The organism is Serratia sp. HNCC26DJ244 (assembly GCF_057180565.1).
This window is the reverse complement of record NZ_JBXUGO010000001.1, coordinates 200773-221903: the sequence shown is the minus strand read 5'-3', so window position 1 is coordinate 221903 and position 21131 is coordinate 200773. Positions and strand designations below refer to the sequence as shown.

General features: G+C 52.1%; 1 protein-coding gene. It reads left to right on the top strand.

The features are described 5' to 3' along the window. Positions 1-307 precede the first annotated feature (307 nt). Positions 308-21076 (top strand): ESPR-type extended signal peptide-containing protein, encoded by a 20769-nt coding sequence (locus tag AC2A06_RS00910; RefSeq protein WP_484379062.1) that lies wholly within the window; start codon positions 308-310, stop codon positions 21074-21076. The last annotated feature ends 55 nt before the right edge of the window (positions 21077-21131 follow it).

Sequence of the window (21131 nt, the reverse complement as noted above, 5' to 3'; positions counted from 1 at the left end):
TTTATTGATCTTACTGAGTAAGCACCGTTCAAAGATGAGCAAAATCTTGCTTTTTTTTCTAACTGGTTGTTTTTATTAACTGAATGGTTTTATTCACTGAATGTTTATCCCAATAAGTGTCATAAATACAGTCAGTTAGGGTCAGAAGTCAACCTGTACGCGCAACTTGTCAGGGGTCGATTCAGACCAAAATCAAGGTAGTACGTGAAATAGCTCCGCTGGAAGCGGTTTTTATAGTTGGCTTTATTTCACATATAAAAACAAATGGTTATCAGAAATAAATCCATTATGTCTAAGAGGCTTGTGTATGAACAAAGTTTACAAGGTGATCTGGAACGCGGTATTACGTATTTTTGTGGTTGCCAGCGAGTTAGCCAAGAATAAACAGAAAAAATCCTCTTCTGGTAACTGCCTATTGCCTGATAACCCACAGCGATTGCACACCCTCAACAATAAAAAAAGTAAGCTATTTAAAATAAGTGCGATAACCGCAACATTACTGAGTGTATTCGCGCCTTTCAGCCCGGTTTATGCCATCACACAACAGCAATGTCTTGATATGGGCACCGCTTGTGCCTTGATAAATAACCGGGCAGATTTACTCGCAGCTCTAAGCCCAACCGGCACCGCCACCACGCTGTTATTGACTGATAATATCGCTTATGGCGCAGCCGCCGCAGTCGATATTTTTCAAAACCAGTCTAACCGGCAAAACATCGTTATTGACGGTGGTAACCATTCGTTAACCTTTGGCATTATGGCCTTCCAAACGACCGCTGCTCGTACTAACAACCCTAACTGGGCCGGTGAAAATGCCTCTCTCACCTTCACCAATTTTAGTAGCATTAATACCACCAGAACCCTTGCCCAAGATGCCCGTTTAGTTTCAGCGCAGGAAGCCGCGATCAATCTCACCGTGATTATGGAAAATAACGGTCTGTTGCTGAATAATAAATTGGTGGCATTTGGCCCTGATTCACCCTCTGGTACCCCTAATAACAACAGTATTCTACGCTTGGGGGATAATGGCCCCAGTGTGCTGAATATGGGGGCGTTCCGCCAATGGGGCGTCGCCAGTAAAGTTGAACTGACCGGTACATTAGCCCTAACCATTATACCGGGCGCTTTCCCTGCGGTATTTTGGAGTAACGCGAACGCCGCAAATAGTATCATTCATTTTACTGATACTGCTGATGTCAGTTTCCTGAGCTCCGTTGCCGGCAACGCCAACGTCCGTTTAACCAATGGACCGGCTAATAGCACCTCACCAGATAATGCCACCTATAATTTTTTTATTGATGATGGTGCCAGAGTTAACCTTAATATTACCGGGCAAAATGTGCTGGGGATCTCTAACTTTGGCGTAGAAGTTGGCTCTTATGATCCACTCACTGGTTTTGGCCCAGGGGCTGTGCTGATACTCAATAACTGGAGTAATACAACCACCCCCTCCCGAGCGATTAACCATCAGCTCAGTAATCTTCCTAGCACAAATGAGAGCGCTGCTATATTCAACGGGCCAACCTCACCGAATGATGTTATTTATAATTTGGCACCAGAGTCAATTATTGTTGCTGCCAATGACACTGAAGTCTCTGGTATTATCGCGCGAAAAACAACCGGAACGGGGAATATTTATATTCGCTCTGGTGCACTGATTTCAGATGGTACCGCGAATGTTTCTTTGGGTACTGGGATTACAGCAGAAACCACCGCCACAACAGCAACCGGTAATATCTTAGTCAAAAACGAAGGCACCATCCTTAAATCAACCGGTATTTTGCAAAGAATCAGCTCTACGGTTGGCACGGGTAAGATTATTAACCAAGGAGTTATCACCAGCACTGTGGCAGGTATTAACTTGCTGAGCAATATACCAGAGCGGATCGCAATGAGTATTGATAATACCGATGGGGTTATCAATGCCAATAGTGGCTCAGCAATTAATGTTGGCAGTGCCAATATTGATCTGGATTTGCTTGGTGGGGATATTAATGTTAATGGCACTGATCCCGGCATTAACGTTAATCCAGATAACGCTGGAACTCATACGATCACGGGGGTCAATTTTAACATTAATAACAACGCTACTGCGATCACCTCAGGTTCGCTATCTACCTTTGACCTTTATGATAATACCTTCTCTATTATTGACGGCACATTATTTCAAGAAATAAGCGGGTTAAACTTCCTTTATGGTACCCGGAACAATATTCTTAACATTTCAGGTGCAGGAAGGGGGATTTTCAAAAGTTTTAGTGGTATCGATCTTACTAATGAATACTTAACCATTAATGCTAACGGTGCGGGAAGCATCGGTTTAAGTACCACAGGTGATCAGGATGGTGATGCAAATATTATTGTGGGTACCAATAGCGTTATTAACACTACCGCAGGCAGTGCCATTGTTTTTCAGAACGGAATTTCACAAAGCCTGACAAACTATGGTGAGATCAATGGCAGTGTTTCCATGGGGAACAGTGGTAATACCATTATCAATAATGGCACATTATACTCGCTGGATAGCGGAAGCGGTGATGATACCTTAACCTTCAACCCTAATTCTATCAGTCAGGGGTTAATTGATCTTAGCGATGGTAATAACACCGTAAATATTTATGATGGCTCTTATGTCAATTCAATTAATACCGCCAGTGGCGATGATATTTTCAATATCATTGATTTAACGCCCAATAGTAACACCATGTTAGGTGGCCTTGATGCCGGGGCTGGGAATAACACGCTTAACTTTATTAATTCTATTCGAGCCCTTAACCTTGCCACCCGGTTAGAAAATTTCAATAATATTAATATTGATGCCACATCAATCATTACCTTAGCCGATAGCAACAATATTAGTAGCGGTAGCCAAGTTAATTTAACCGACACCACCAGTCAGTTATTATTTGGCGATACCTACAATGGACAATTCGGCGGCATTCTGGCGGGCACTGGGGCCGCCACAGTACAAAATGGGGCCAATGTCACCTTGGTCAATGCCAGCCCCTTCCTCGGTGACTGGACCGTTGACAACGGTGGCATACTCAATGCCAGCCAGGAAGATCAATTAGGTGCAGGTTCAGTTTATTTAGCTGGGCTGTTGAACTTAACCACCATCAGCAACTTTAATAAACAGTTAATCGGTAGCGGCACACTGCATGTTGATGCCAACAATAACAGCTTTGGCTTTGGTGCCAATGTCGGTTTAGGCTTTACTGGCCTGATGGACATGAACAACGGCAGCTTTGCCCTAACGCCAGCCAATGCGCAAGTTCTCTCTAATGCAACATTGCGCGGATCCGCCAACAGCCTGATTACCGTGCCAACGGGTAACAGCCAAATAGGTAACCTCAGTTTGAATGGTGGCACCATCCAGTTTGCCGATGGTGGCATCATCACCACTGATGTGCTGAATGTAGAAACCGCTTCGGTAGTGCAAATGGATACGGCTACCCTCACCGACGGTAATTTATTAGATCTGGATGTTGGCAACCTCACCACGCTGGTTGATAGCAGCAATACTCTCAGTGCTGCCCAACTGGACAGTCTTGATTTGCAGGATCTGTCAGGTAATGCCCTATCAAGCGGATCGCTGGTTGACTTCCTGCAAAATGGCAATCTGGTGGCGATCAATACCTATAATTTCGCCTTGTCCAGTGATCCTGGCCTGAAATTATCGTATGCACTCACGCAAATCGACCTTCAGACTGCACAGACACTCACTCTCAGTTCCGTTGGTGCAACCGATAACACCCTATCCGCCCGGGTAACTGGCAGCGGTAATTTGGCAATTGGCAGCGATAATATCGCACTAACGCTAAATAACACCCTGAATGACTATACGGGGAATACCTCAGTCAATGGCGGTATTCTTAATGTCGGGGCAAACCAGGCGTTGGGTAACACCAATACCCTCACTGTCGCCAACACAGCTACCCTGAACCTGTCTGGATACAGCCAAACCGTGGATTCCTTGGTGAATGACGGTAGCTTTAACTTTGCTGGTGGCACATTAACTCTCCGTTCCGGGGGAAGTAGCAATAGTGTTGGTGGGCTCAATGGCGGTGGTGCGCTAAACATCAATGGCGGGACCTTTACCGTTAATGGGGCTAACAGTTTATTCTCCGCGCAAACAACCATTGCCACTGGTGCCAATGCGACACTCAACGCAGCAGATGCATTAGGCAACAGTAATATTGTGGTGGATGGCACCCTTAACCTCAATGGCGCTGATACGGCCTTTGATAACACCTTGTCTGGTGCTGGCCTGGTTAATATCAACAATGACCTGGTGTTCACAGGGAATAATCAGGCACTCTCGGGTGCTATTGATATTAATGCCAACTCAAGCCTGACTATTGATCAAACCAACCAACTCGGCACCGCTGACATTGATTTAACCGCCGGGTCATCGCAGCTGATTTTGGATAATTTACAAGGCAACCTCGCCAATACCTTAAGTGGCGTAGCGGGTGCTACCGTTAGCGTGGAAAATGGTTCAAACACCACCTTGATCGGGACCAATACGCTGTTTGATGGCCTGTTTGCCATTGATGGTACCAGCCAACTTATTGTAGCCAGTGATCAACCGCTGGGTACTGCAACCATTGATATTGCCACCGGCGGGCAGTTTATTTTTAACAATTACCTTAGCGGTGTGCTCTCTGCATTAAATAACGATATCACTGGCACCGGTACTTGGTTATTAAACGGCAGCAATATCGACCTTGCCAATAATAGTCATCTCTCCACGTTCGGCGGTACGGTGAGAATTAATGATGGCTCATCCCTCACGTTAGACAATCAAACCGCACTCAACGCCAATACTATCTTTGACGTCGTCAATGGCCTTGATAGTCTCAATATTCAGGGTAATGCTGCCTTTGCTCTGGCCAATCAACTCACTGGCAACGGATGGGTCTATGTCGATAACAATGGCCAGTCATTTAATTTCACTAATAGCAATAATCAATTCACCGGCAACCTGGTGTTGCAAAACACCCAATTTGTCCTGAACGGTCTTAATACATCCACGTTAACTAATGCTGATTTAACGCTGGATACCGACAGTAACACTACTGTGGGTGTTACCGGGGTGGCCTCTAATGAGACCATTGGCAATTTAAGCTTGAACGGCGGCACCCTCAATTTCTACGGTGATCTTCTCAACGAAAGCACCATTACCACCGACAATCTGCTCGCCAGTAGTGGCATTATCAATATTGCTGGTGGGATAACGTGGAATGACGCCGGCAGTAGCCTGTTAAATCAAATGGCGAATAACGCCTCAATGGCGCTGATTTATGCCAATATCGCGACCGGCATCGATAACCTGACCCTGCATATTGATGACACTGAGGTGACTAACCAATCGGTAGCATCTGACCTGATCCAGAACAACCTTAGGGTGGCCCAAGGGCTCTATAACTACGCCCTGTCGAATACCCGGGGCGCAGACAACGGGTTATTCCTCAATTTTAATCTGATCCAGCTCAACCTGATTGAAGATGGGCAAGATGCCCTGCTGGTGGCCACCGATGCCGCCCCTGGCAGCAATCATGACCTGTTAGCGCTGGTTACCGGCGCTGGGGGCATCGTTCTGGATGCGTCCGCAGCACCGCTCACCATCTCCAACAGTGGCAACAACTACAGCGGTACCACCCGGGCGACCGGCGGCACGGTGCTGTTAGGGGCGAGCAATTCCCTGGGGCTGACCCAACTGTTAACGGTGGATAGCAACGCTCTGTTGAATATGGCTGGCTTTACCCAGACCGTGGGTGAACTGAATAACCTCGGTGCCCTGACGCTCAATGGCGGTACATTAACCAATGATGGCCTGTTGACCAACGCTGGTACCCTTAACTTGGCAGGTGGCACCCTTAATCTGCTAGGTGGTGGCACCTCCACCGCTACCAATGGCCTGGCGGGTGCCGGCAACCTGAATGTGCTTGGGGGGAGCTTAACCCTGAGTGCCGATAACAGTACCCTGTCTGCTATCACCACTATAGCGGCGGGTGCCGACGTCACCTTAACCAATAGCGGTACCCTGGGGAACGGTGACATCAACATCGCCGGGGCCCTGAATTTTAACCGTGATGGCAGTTTCGGCAATCGACTCCGTGGTAACGGGGTGGCCAATACTAATGCCAACGTCCAACTGACCGGCAACAGCGACTTTATCGGCACCCAGTCGGTCAATGCCGGCGGTACCCTGACGGTGACCGATGCCCACAATCTGGGGGCCGACAGCGCCACGGTGGATTTAACCACCGATACCTCCACTTTGGTGTTTAATGGCCTGCAGGGTATCGTGGCACAAACTTTGGAAGGGATCGCTGGCTCCACCGTCAGTATTGATAACAGCGCCGATATGTCTCTAACCGGCAATAACACCGCCTTCAACGGGCTGTTTGCTATTGATGGCGACAGCCAATTGACCGTCGGCTTGCAACAAAACCTGGGCAATGGCGCGGTAGATATCGCCAACGGCAGCACCCTGCAGTTCCTGAACTATGCTGGCAATGTTCCGTCGATACTCGCCAATACCCTGACCGGCAGCGGGACTTGGTGGATCAACAATAGCAATATCACCTTGGCAGATAACACTACTCGGTTGACTGGCTTCGATGGCCTGATAGACATCAACGGCAATGCCCGCTTGACCCTGAATGAGCTCACCAGCCTCAATGCCGCTACCCAGTTTAATGTGCAGGGAACGGGCGATAATCTCGATATCACCACATCTGGTCTGTTCAATTTCAATTATGCGCTGACCGGCAGCGGTACAGTGAATGTGGATACCGCCGGCCAGGCCTTCAGCTTTGGCAATGCGGTGGGGGCTCTGTTTAACGGTGATGTACACCTCAACAGCAGCACCTTCTCACTGGCTGGGGCCAATACCGCGGCGCTCACCGCTGCCACGCTGGTGCTGGAAAACGGCAACACCACCACCGTCGGGGTATCCGGCACTGCCAGTAACCAGACTATCGGCAACCTGACCCTCAACGGCGGTACACTGCAGTTTTACAGTAGCATTCCGGCCACCAGTGCCGAGAGCACCCTGACCACCGGCATATTCACCGCCGACAGCGGGATCATTGACATACTCGGGCCGCAGTCTGCCCCGAACACCGGGGGTTCACTGCTCAATCAGATCGGTAATAACGCCGGCACCGCGCTGATTTTCTCCAACAATGCCACCAATATCGACAACCTGACGCTGCAGCTTAATGGCGTGGCGGTAAACAACCAGCCAGTGCTTTCTGATTTGACCCAGAACAACCTGACCGTCGCCCAGGCGCTCTATAACTATGCACTGTCGAATACCCGGGGCGCAGACAACGGGCTGTTCCTCAATTTTGACCTGATCCAGCTCAACCTGATTGAAGATGGGCAAAATGCCCTGGTGATAGCCACCGATGCCAACCCGGGCAGCAATCATGACTTGTCAGTGCTGGTTACTGGGGATGGGGGCATCGTTCTGGATGCGTCCGCAGCACCGCTCACCATCTCCAACGGGGGTAATTCTTACAGCGGCACCACCCGGGCGACCGGCGGCACCGTGCTATTGGGGGCGAGCAACGCCCTGGGGCAGACCCAACTGTTAACGGTGGATAGCGACGCCCTGTTCGATATGGCCGGTTTCACCCAAACCGTGGGAGCGCTGGATAACCTCGGTGCCCTGACGCTCAATGGCGGCACTTTAACCAATGATGGCCTGTTGACCAACGACGGTACCCTTAACTTGGCGGGTGGTACCCTCAATCTGCTGGGTGGTGGCACCTCCACCGCCGCCGATGGCCTGGCCGGTGCCGGCAACCTGAATGTGTCGGGCGGCAGCTTAACCCTGAGTGCCGATAACAGCACCCTGTCTGCTATCACTACTATAGCGGCGGGTGCCGATGTCACCTTAACCAATACCGGTACCCTGGGGAACGGTGACATCAACATCGCCGGGGCCCTGAACTTCAACCGTGATGGCAGCTTCGGCAACCGACTCCGTGGTGACGGGGTGGCCAATACTAATGCCAACGTCCAACTGACCGGCAACAGCGACTTTATCGGCACACAGTCGGTCAATGCCGGCGGTACCCTGACGGTGACCGATGCCCACAATCTGGGGGCCGACAGCGCCACGGTGGATTTAACCACCGATACCTCCACTTTGGTGTTTAATGGCCTGCAGGGTATCGTGGCACAAACTTTGGAAGGTATCGCTGGCTCCACCGTCAGTATTGATAACAGCGCCGATATGTCTCTAACCGGCAATAACACCGCCTTCAACGGGCTGTTTGCTATTGATGGCGACAGCCAATTGACCGTCGGCTTGCAACAAAATCTGGGCAATGGCGCGGTAGATATCGCCAACGGCAGCACCCTGCAGTTCCTGAACTATGCTGGCAATGTTCCGTCGATACTCGCCAATACCCTGACCGGCAGCGGGACTTGGTGGATCAACAATAGCAATATCACCTTGGCAGATAACACTACTCGGTTGACTGGCTTCGATGGCCTGATAGACATCAACGGCAATGCCCGCTTGACCCTGAATGAGCTCACCAGCCTCAATGCCGCTACCCGGTTTAATGTGCAGGGAGCGGGCGATAACCTGGATATCACCACCGCCGGCCTGTTCAACTTTAATTATGCGTTGACCGGCAACGGTACGGTGAATGTTAATACCGCCGGCCAGGCCTTCAGTTTCGGCAATGCGGTGGGGGCTCTGTTTGGCGGTGATGTTCACCTGAATAGCAGCACCTTCTCACTGACCGGGAGCAATACCGCTGCGCTTACCTCTGCCACGCTGGTGCTGGAAAACGGCAACACCACCACCGTCGGGGTATCCGGTACTGCCAGCAACCAGACTATCGGCAACCTGACCCTCAACGGCGGCACCCTGCAGTTTTATAGTGGCACGGCTACCAGCGCCGAGAGTACCCTGACCACCGACACGTTCACCGCCGACAGCGGGATCATTGACATACTCGGGCCGCAGTCTGCCCCGAACACTGGGGGGTCGTTACTCAATCAGATCGGTAATAACTCTGGCAAAGCACTGATTTTCTCCAACAATGCCACCAATATCGACAACCTGACACTGCACCTCAATGGCGCAGCAGTGCCCAATCAGCCACTGGCTGTTGACCTGACCCAGAACAGCCTGACCGTCGCCCAGGGGATCTATGATTACGGCCTGTCGAATACCCGTGGCACAGACAACGGGTTGTTCCTCAATTTTAGCCTGATCCAGCTCAACCTGATTGAAGATGGGGCAAATGCTCTGGTGGTAGCCACTGATGCCAACCCTGGCAGCAATCATGACCTGTCGGTGCTGGTTACTGGGGATGGGGGGATCGTTCTGGATGCGTCCGCAGCACCACTCACCATCTCCAACGGGGGTAATTCTTACAGCGGTACCACCCGGGCGACCGGCGGCACGGTGCTGTTGGGGGCAAGCAATGCCCTCGGGCAGACCCAACTGTTAAGGGTGGATAGCGACGCCCTGTTCAATATGGCAGGTTTCACCCAAACCGTGGGCGCATTGGATAACCTCGGTGCCCTGACGCTCAATGGCGGCACATTAACCAATGACGGCCTGTTGACCAACACCGGTACCCTTAACTTGGCGGGTGGCACCCTCAATCTGCTGGCAGGGGGCACTTCTACCGCTGCAGATGGCTTGGCCGGTGCCGGCAGCCTGAATGTTCAGGGCGGCAGCTTAACCCTGAGCGCCGATAACAGCACCCTGTCTGCTATCACCACTATAGCGGCGGGTGCCGACATCACCTTAACCAATGCTGGTACCCTCGGTGACAGTGATATCACCGTTGCTGGCGCCCTGAACTTCAACCGTGACGGCAGCTTCGACAACCAACTCAGTGGTGACGGAGTAGTTAATACCAACGCCAATGTCCAACTGACTGGCGAGAGCGACTTTATCGGCACCCAGGCTATCAATGCCGGTGGCACCCTGACGGTGACCCAAGCCAACAATCTGGGGGCCGACAGCGCCACGGTGGATTTAACCACCACTAGCTCTACGCTGGTGTTTGACGGTCTTGCCGGTATCGTTGCTCAAACTCTGCAAGGTATCGCTGGCTCCACCGTCAGTATTGATAACAACGCCGATATGTCACTGACCGGTGATAACACTCTCTTCAACGGGCTGTTTGCCATTGATGGCGACAGCCAATTGACCGTCGGCTTGCAACAAAACCTGGGCAATGGCACGGTCGATATCGCCAGTGGCAGTACCCTGCAGTTCCTGAACTATGCGGGTAATGTGCCATCGATACTTGCCAACACGCTGACCGGCAGTGGTACCTGGTGGCTCAATAACAGCAATATCAATCTGGCGGGTAACACTACTCGGTTGACTGGCTTTGATGGCCTGATCGACATCAACGGTAATGCCCGCTTGACCCTGGATGAGCTCACCAGCCTCGATGCCGCTACCCGGTTTAATGTGCAGGGAACAGGCGATAACCTGGATATCACCACCGCCGGCCTGTTCAACTTTAATTATGCGTTGACGGGTAATGGGGCGGTAAATGTCAATACCGCCGGCCAGGACTTCAGTTTCGGCAATGCGGTGGGGGATCTGTTTGGCGGTGAAGTGCACCTGAACAGCAGCACCTTCCTACTCACCGGAGCCAATACCACTGCGCTCACCAATGCTACGTTGGTGCTGGAGAACGGTAGTGACACCAAGGTGGGGATTTCGGGTACACCCAGTGATGAAGCCATTGGCAACTTGACCATGAATGGCGGGCTGTTGACTTTTTACGGTGACTTCGCCAATCCCCGGGCTAGCAGCATTCTAGATAACCTCGGTAGCGTCACACTCAATAGTGGCACCATCAACCTGATTGGCAATGGCAATATCAGTAATGTGTCTGACTCCTTGTCAATCCTTGAGCAAAACCGTGGCAACGTCAGTATGATGTTGATCAGCGCCGCGCTTGCCAGTGGTGCGGGTAATTTAACCTTACAGCTCAATGGCCAGACCGTGGGTATCGGCGATAGTATTTTCGCCTCCATCATGCAGGGTGCGGTTCATGCCGCCAATGGGGGTTATGAATATGAACTGGTCAACTCCAACGCGTCTAACCAGCAGGGGCTCTACCTCAGTTTTGGCCTCAATTCGATTGAATTATTAACCGACTACGCGGATGCCTTGGTCATCGCCACCGATACTGATGTTAACTCCAATAAAGAGTTGACTGCCCTGGTCTTCGGGGATGGTGGTCTGGTTTTAGATGCTACCAATAATCCATTGACTATCAGCAACAGTGGCAACACCTACGGCGGTACCACCCGGGCGACCGGTGGCACGGTGCTGTTGGGGGCGAGCAATGCCCTGGGGCAGACCCAACTGTTAACGGTAGATAGCAACGCCCTGTTGAATATGGCCGGCTTTACCCAGACCGTGGGGGCGTTGGATAACCTCGGTGCTCTGACGATCAATGGCGGTACTTTAACCAATGATGGCCTGTTGACCAACACCGGTACCCTTAACTTGGCGAGTGGTACCCTCAATCTGCTCGGTGGTGGCACCTCCACCGCTGCCAATGGCCTGGCGGGTGCCGGCAACCTGAATGTGCTGGGGGGGAGCTTAGCCCTGAGTGGTGATAACAGCACCCTGTCTGCTATCACCACTATTGCCAGCGGTGCCGACATCACCTTGACCAATGCCGGTACCCTCGGTGACAGTGATATCACCGTTGCTGGGGCCCTGAACTTCAACCGTGACGGCAGTTTCGGCAACCAACTCAGTGGTGACGGGGTGGTTAATACCAACGCCAACGTCCAACTGACTGGCGAAAGCGACTTTATCGGCACCCAGTCTATCAATGCCGGTGGCACCCTGACGGTGACCCAAGCTAACAATCTGGGGGCCGATAGCGCCACGGTGGATTTAACCACCAACAGCTCTACGCTGGTGTTTGACGGTCTTGCCGGTATCGTTGCTCAAACCCTGCAAGGTATCGCTGGCTCCACCGTCAGTATTGATAACACTGCCGATATGTCACTGACCGGTGATAACAGCAGCTTCAACGGGCTGTTTGCCATTGATGGCAATAGCCAATTGACCGTCGGCTTGCAACAAAACCTGGGCAATGGCGCGGTAGATATCGCCAGCGGCAGCACCCTGCAGTTCCTGAACTTCGCGGGTAATCTACCCGCAGAGTTGGCCAACACCCTCACCGGCAGCGGCACCTGGTGGCTCAACAGCAGCAATATCAATCTGGCGGGCAACACCACCCGGATGGCTGGCTTCGATGGCCTGATCGACATCAACGGTAATGCCCGTTTGACCCTGGATGAACTCACCAGCCTCAACGCCGCTACCCAGTTTAATGTGCAGGGAGCGGGCGATAACCTGGATATCACCACATCTGGTCTGTTCAACTTCAATTATGCGTTGACCGGCAACGGTACGGTGAATGTGGATACTGCAGGCCAGGCCTTCAGTTTCGGCAATACGGTGGGGGATCAGTTTGGCGGTGATGTTCACCTCAACAGCAGCACCTTCTCACTGGCTGGCAGCAATACCACGGCACTCACCGCTGCCACGCTGGTGCTGGAAAACGGCAACACCACTACAGTGGGGCTCTCCGGTACTGCCAGCAACCAGACTATCGGCAACCTGACCCTCAACGGCGGCACCCTGCAGTTTTACAGTGGCATTCCTGCCACCAGCGCCGAAAGCACCCTGACCACCGGCATATTCACCGCCAACAGTGGGATCGTTGACGTCGTCGGGCCGCAGTCTGCCCCAAACACCGGTGGGTCATTGCTCAATCAGATCGGCAATAACGCTGGCACTGCGCTGATTTTCTCCAACAATGCCACCAATATCGACAACCTGACGCTGCACCTTAATGGCGTGGCGGTAAACAATCAGCCGGTGCTTTCTGATTTGATCCAGAACAGCATGACTGTCGCTCAGGGAGTCTATAACTACGACCTGTCGAATACCCGGGGGGCGGACAACGGGCTGTTCCTCAATTTTGAGCTGATCCAGCTCAACCTGATTGAAGATGCGCCGAATGCCCTGGTGATAGCCACCGATGCCAACCCGGGCAGCAATCATGACTTGTCGGTGCTGGTGACTGGGGATGGCGGCATCGTTCTGGATGCATCCGCAGCACCGCTCACCATCTCCAACGGGGGCAATACCTACGGCGGCACCACCCGGGCGGCCGGTGGCACCGTGCTGTTGGGGGCGAGCAATGCCCTGGGGCAAACCCAGTTGTTGACGGTGGATAGCAACGCCCTGTTCGATATGGCCGGTTTCACCCAGACCGTGGGTGAGCTGAATAACCTCGGTGCCCTGACGCTCAATGGCGGTACATTAACCAATGACGGCCTGTTAACCAACGACGGTACCCTTGACTTGGCGGGCGGTACCCTCAATCTGCTCGGTGGTGGCACCTCCACCGCTGCCGATGGCTTAGCGGGTACAGGAACCCTGAATGTGTCGGGCGGCAGCTTAACCCTGAGTGCCGATAACAGCACCCTTTCTGCCATCACTACCATTGCCAGTGGTGCCGACATCACCTTGACCAATGCCGGTACCCTCGGTGCCAGTGATATCACCGTTGCTGGCGCCCTGAACTTCAACCGTGACGGCAGTTTCGGCAACCAACTCAGTGGTGACGGGGTGGTTAATACCAACGCCAACGTCCAACTGACTGGCGAGAGCGACTTTATCGGCACCCAGGCTATCAATGCCGGTGGCACCCTGACGGTGACCCAAGCCAATAATCTGGGGGCCGACAGCGCCACGGTGGATTTAACCACAACTAGTTCTACCTTGGTGTTTGATGGCCTGATTGGCACCGTGGCTCAAGCCCTGGAGGGGATCGCTGGCTCCACCGTCAGTATTGATAACAGCGCCGATATGTCACTGACCGGTGATAACAGCAGCTTCAACGGGCTGTTTGCCATTGATGGCGACAGCCAATTGACCGTCGGCTTGCAACAAAACCTGGGCAATGGCACGGTCGATATCGCCAGTGGCAGTACCCTGCAGTTCCTGAACTTTGCTGGCAATGTGCCGTCGATACTCGCCAACACCCTGACCGGCAGCGGCACCTGGTGGCTCAACAACAGCAATATCAATCTGGCGGGCAACACCACCCGGATGGCTGGCTTCGATGGCCTGATCGACATCAACGGTAATGCCCGTTTGACCCTGGATGAACTCACCAGCCTCAATGCCGCTACCCAGTTTAATGTGCAGGGAGCGGGCGATAAACTGGATATCACTACCTCCGGGCTGTTCAACTTCAATTATGTGTTGACCGGCAACGGTACGGTGAATGTGGATACTGCAGGACAGGCTTTCAGTTTCGGCAATACGGTGGGGGATCAGTTTGGCGGTGATGTTCACCTCAACAGCAGCACCTTCTCACTGGCTGGTGCCAATACCGCTGCGCTCACCGCTGCCACGCTGGTGCTGGAAAACGGCAACACCACCACCGTCGGGGTATCCGGTACCGCCAGCAACCAGACTATCGGCAACCTGACCCTCAACGGCAGTACACTGCAGTTTTACAGTGGCATTCCTGCCACCAGCGCCGAAAGCACCCTGACCACCGGCATATTCACCGCCAATAGCGGGATTGTTGACGTCGTCGGGCCGCAGTCTGCCCCAAACACCGGTGGGTCATTGCTCAATCAGATCGGCAATAACGCCGGTACCGCGCTGATTTTCTCCAACAATGCCACCAATATCGACAACCTGACGCTGCACCTCAATGGCGTGGCGGTGACTAACCAGCCAGTGGCGTCTGATCTGATCCAAAACAGCATAACGGTCGCCCAGGCGCTCTATGATTACGGCCTGTTGAATACCCGGGGTACAGACAATGGGTTATTCCTCAATTTTAACCTGATTCAACTCAACCTGATTGAAGATGTGCCAAATGCCCTGCTGGTGGCCACCGATGCCAACCCGGGCAGCAATCATGACCTGTCGGTGCTGGTGACCGGCGCTGGGGGCATTGTTCTGGATGCGTCCGCAGCACCACTCACTATCTCCAATGGCGGGAATAGCTACAGCGGCACCACCCAGGCGACCGGTGGCACCGTGCTGTTGGGGGCGAGTAATGCCCTGGGGCAGACCCGATTGTTAACGGTGGATAGTAACGCCCTGTTGAATATGGCCGGCTTTACCCAGACTGTGGGCGCACTGGATAACCTCGGTGCCCTGACGCTCAATGGCGGCACATTAACCAATGACGGCCTGTTGACCAACACCGGTACCCTTAACTTGGCGGGCGGCACCCTCAATCTGCTGGCAGGGGGCACTTCTACCGCAGCCGATGGCTTGGCGGGTGCCGGCAGCCTGAATGTTCAGGGTGGCAGCTTAACCCTGAGTGCCGATAACAGCACCCTGTCTGCTATCACCACTATAGCGGCAGGTGCCGACGTCACCTTAACCAATAGCGGTACCCTCGGGAACGGTGACATCAACATCGCCGGGGCCCTGAACTTTAACCGTGATGGCAGCTTCGCCAACCGACTCCGTGGTAATGGGGTGGCAAATACCAACGCCAACGTCCAACTGACCGGCAACAGCGACTTTAGCGGTACTCAAGCTATCAATAGCGGCGGTACGCTAACAGTCAACGAAGCCCGCAATCTGGGGGCCGACAGTGCCACGGTGGATTTAACCACCACTAGCTCTACCCTGGTGTTTGATGGCCTGATTGGCAGCGTCGCACAAACCCTGCAAGGTATCGTGGACTCCACCGTGAGTATTACTAATAACGCCAATATGTCACTGATTGGCGATAACAGTAACTTCAACGGGCTGTTTGCTATTGATGGCAACAGCACCTTGAGCGTCGCTGCTTTGCAAAACCTGGGGGCGAGTACGGTTGATATTGCCAGCGCCAGCCAGTTGATCTTCAACAATTTTGCCGGTGGTGCCTTAACGCAACTGAACAACAGTTTAAGCGGCGGTGGGAGCTGGGTATTGAATAACAGCCAGATTGATTTGTCTGGCAACGGCAACTTGGTCGACTTCAGTGGCCTGGTTGATATCAATACCTCTTCCAGTGTCACCATCGACCAAGATACCGCCTTAAATACAGCGGCAATATTCAATGTTGCCAATGCCACCGACAGGTTGAATATTAATATCAATGTTGATTTCACCTTGAATAATGTCCTGCGGGGGTCAGGGGCGGTGAATGTTAACGCCAGCGGTAATGCGTTTAACTTTAGTAGCAGCGTAGGGAGTGACTTTAACGGCACAGTGACACTGCAAAATACCAACTTCTTGCTCACTGGTGACAACACCGCCGCATTGACCAATGCGACGCTGGCTCTGAACAGTGGCAGCGTGACTCAGGTTGGCGTTGCGAATACCCCAAGTACCGAAGCGATCAACGCCTTAACCATGAACGGCGGTACGCTGAATTTCTTTTCCGGCATTCCTGATGTCAGTGCGGATAGCATCATTCAGACTGAAGCCTTCACCGCAGCGGGTGGCGTGGTCAATATCACCGGGGACCTCTCCTGGACTAATAATGTGCCGACCATTCCGCCAGATTTGTCGCTGCTGGACCAAAACCGGGGTATGGCGGGGATGACCTTAATTACCGCCGATATGGCCAGTGGTGCCAATAATCTGACACTACAACTGAATGGTCAGCCTGTGGCACCCGATGCAGGCATAACCTCGGTCATTACACAAAATGGGGTCAATGTCGCGGAAGGGATTTACGATTATCACCTTTCTAACGCCAGTGTCACCGGCGCCATGGGGCTCTACCTGAATTACGAGTTGCACACGCTTAATTTGTTAACCGATGACCAAGATGCACTGGAGATCGCCACCAGCGCTGATGCGGCTTCGAATCGCACCCTAACTGCCAGGCTGACCGGGGTCGGGGGTATTGTCTTCAATGCCGCAGCGGCACCATTAACCATTACCAACAGCGCCAATGATTACCGTGGTACAACCACCATCTCTGGGGGGCTAGTGCTGCTGGGTGACAATAATTCATTGGGGCAGACCTCATTATTAACTGTCAACAACGGCGCTACTTTCAAGACTAACGGATTTAATCAAACAGTCGGTGCGTTAGATAATGCTGGCCTGATTAATTTGGATCCTAGCGTGTTAACCGCAGGTGTAATGAATAACACCGGTATCATTGATCTTGCTGGTGGTACGTTGATTCTTACCGACGGTGGCACCTCCAGTTCGGTAGGCGGTTTGACTGGTGGTGGTCTGTTAAATGTACAAGGGGGGAACCTGAGTTTAACTGCTGCCAATAACACCTTAAGTGCCAATACCCTAATTGCTTCTGGCGCAGCTATCAGCCTGAGTAATACTGGAAACCTGGGGACCAGTGCCGTAGAGGTGGTGGGTGCACTGAACTTTAATGGCAATGGCAGTTTTAACAATTTGTTCAGTGGCACCGGGGTGATTAATACCAATGCCAATGTACAACTCACCCATGCCAATACCTTCAGAGGGACACAAAGTATCAATGCCAACGGCACACTGACAGTGACTGCCGCCAATAATCTCGGGGATAGCAGTGCCAATATCAATTTAACCGATAGCACTGCCCAACTGATTTTCTCTGGCCTGCAAGATAGTGTGGCCAATACTATTCAGGGTGTGTCGAATTCGACCATTATCGTCAATAATAACGCCAATATGGTGTTATTGGCCAATAACTCTGGCTTTGATGGTCACTTCCTCCTGACGGACAACAGTGTGCTGAATGTCCCGGATTACCTGAATTTAGGCACCGGTACCATTACCATTGATTACGGCAGCAAGCTCAAACTGTTGCTGGATAACCTTAATTCTGCTACCCCAGCCAACTTGAACACCATCGAGTCCATCAGTGGTGATGGCATCATTACCATGTCCGACAGCGCCATCAGTATCAATACCACTGACCTCACCAACTTTGTTGGGCTGATCAATATCGACGACGGATCCCGGTTGAACCTCAGTAGTGACCAGATACTGAACCCACTGGCGACGCTTAATGTGGCTCAAGCCATTGACACACTGAACATTAACAGTGCTGGGGCATTCAATTTCGACAACAATTTAATGGGTTCCGGCGTTATCAATGTTAACACCAACAATACTGGCTTTAACTTTGGTGCTGATGTGGGTACCGCCTTTACCGGTACGTTGAATCTGCAAAATACGCCGTTCTTATTGGGGGGGCATAACACCCTGGCCGTCACCAATGCCCTAGTGATGATATCTCAGGGTAATATCACTACCGTCGATGATGGTGTGCAGAATATTGGCGCACTGGTGATGAACGGTGGCACCCTGGTTTATAACAATCTGGTAGAAAATAACGCAGTGGTGACGTCGGCAGGGACGATTACTGCCAACACCATTGATACCACCGCCGGAGGTACCGTGAGGGCCAATCTGCCGACGACCCTTTCACCTAGCCTGGATGGTATCAATACGCTGGATTTAGATACCGGCGTGATGGTAGTTAATTTAGCCAAAGGCGCGGCAACCGGCAGCGGCAATGCACTGTTGCTCACCAATGCCGCAGGCGTGCCCATTGATTCAACCTATTATCAAGGAATTACCAATCCAAACAGTAGCACAGTGGCGGCAATGGGCAGTTTCCGTTACGGCCTCAGCACCGGTAAACTTTTAGATGGCCTCTATATCAACTATGGTTTGAAGGTGCTTGACTTGCTGACCAACGGCAACGACGCACTGACCCTCATAGGGACACTCGCCAACAATGGCAAACCGTCGAATAATCTGGAAGTGCAGATTACCGGTAGTGGCGATCTGGCTATCGACTCCCCTAACGACGGAACCATCGTCACCCTGATCGGCCAAGACAGCAATTACACCGGCGCCACCTTGATACGTTCCGGCATTTTGCAACTTGGGAGTAATAACGCGCTAGGCCGCACCTCTAACCTGTCATTAACCAATGGGGCGGGTGTGGATATTAATGGCTTCACACAGACCGTCGGCACATTAAATGGTGCGCTGGGTACCACAATCAATTTAGGCACCGGGCAATTAACCGTGGCTAATGGTGGCAACAGCAGTAGCCTGCTGACAGGAAGCGGCAATTTGATACTCAGTGCGGGTACCTTGACCCTGAACACTAATACACCGGTCTATTCCGGTACCACCACCATTAACAGCGGTGCCACGGCGCTACTGACCCAATCAGAAGCCCTGGGCCATGGCAACATTGTCTTGGCTGGCAACTTAATGGTTAATGGTGCAACAGGGAATTTAGTGAATAACCTGCAAGGCAACGGCAGCGCATCGTTTAATGAAAACGCTAAAGTGATCCTGACCGGGAATAACACGGACTTCAGTGGCACCTTTACCACCAATAGTAATGCGATGCTAATCGCCACCAACGCGCAGAATTTTGGTAGTGGTTCGGTTCTCAACAATAGCGTGCTGGCGTTGGATGTGCTCGATGATTACTGGCAGCTCAACACCGCCATCAGTGGACCAGGCACCCTCATCAAACAAGGGCATGGTACTCTGCAAATCAGCAACAGCATTGTCAGTGCCGCGACAACAGTGGTGGAATACGGCAAGTTGCTGATTGGTACCCCATCGGCTAATGCCCCGGCTATTCAATCGCTGGGCAGTAACGCGACCTTGACCAGTAATGTGATTGTACAAGATAACGGTATATTAGGGGGTGATGGGCAAATTGTCGGTAATATCACCAACCGAGGGAATATTCTGGTTGGGCGCAGCGCCACCGATTTGAGTTACAGTGATTTTACTATCAACGGTAACTATATTGGCGAGAACGGTCATCTGTTCTTTGATACGGTGCTGGGCGATGACAGTTCACCTACCGACCGGTTGGTGATCACCGGCAATACCTCTGGCCAGAGTTCAGTCACGGTGAATAACCTCGGCGGACAAGGTGCTCAAAATATTAACGGCATTCAGATTATTCGTGTTGGTGGGGTTTCCGCCGGGCAATTCAGCCTGAACGGGCGTGCGGTTGCCGGGGCGCTGGAATATTTCCTCTTACAAGGCACGCCAACTAATCCTGGTGATGGTAACTGGTATCTGCGTTCCAATTACTCACCAGCGCCGGAACCGGAGGTGATCTACCGTCCTGAAGCAGGTAGCTACATCGCCAATATTGCTACCGCTAACTCGCTGTTTAATACGCGTCTTGATGACATTGATACCCGTGTGGCAAACGATCTTACCGGCGAAAAAACCAGTTTGTGGTTACGCCAAGTGGGCGGTCGTAATAAGTTTAATGATGACAGCGGGCAGATTTCCAGCGAAACCAACCGCTATGTCATTCAACTGGGTGGGGAAGTGTTTGAAACCCATCTCACTGAAAAAGACCACTTGGGTATTGGCCTGATGGCCGGTTATGGTTATGCCAGTGGCAGCAGCGAATCTAACCAAACGCCTTATAACGCCGACCAGAGCTTAAATGGCTACAGCCTCGGGGTCTATGGCACTTGGTATCAGGATGCGGCGCAACGCCACAGCCCTTATCTGCATGCCTGGCTGCGCTATGATTGGTTCGATGCCTCCGTCAAGGGGCAAGAGTTAGCTAATGAAAGTTATCAAATCCATGGGTTGAGTGCTTCCGCAGAGGGTGGTTATCCGGTCCAGATCTATGATGGGGAAAGCAATAGCGGCTACATCACCCCTGAGTTACAACTGACGGTGAATGGTGCCAAGATGAACAACCAGACCGAAGCCAATGGTACGGTGGTGGAGCAGTCTGGCAACAATAACCTGCAGACTCGGGTAGGGGTCAAGTTCTCTAACGACACGCGGATGGGTGGGAATAAAGAACAGGAGAACATCCTGACCACTTATCTGGATATCAACTACATCAATAACTCTCAGCTGGCAGGGGTTGCTATGGATGGCATGGAAATGAAACAAAATGGCAACCGCAATCTGGTTGAGGTCCGCCTGGGGGTAGAAGGTAAGTTGAATAAAAACTTCAGCGTCTGGGGCAATGTCAGCCAGCAGATCGGCCAGAACAGCTATGACGATAAGTCAGCGATGCTTGGAGTGAGATATAAGTTCTAACTAGCTGCTGCACCTAGTCATGCTACAGGTGGGTATGGTGCAGGTTAGCTAACCG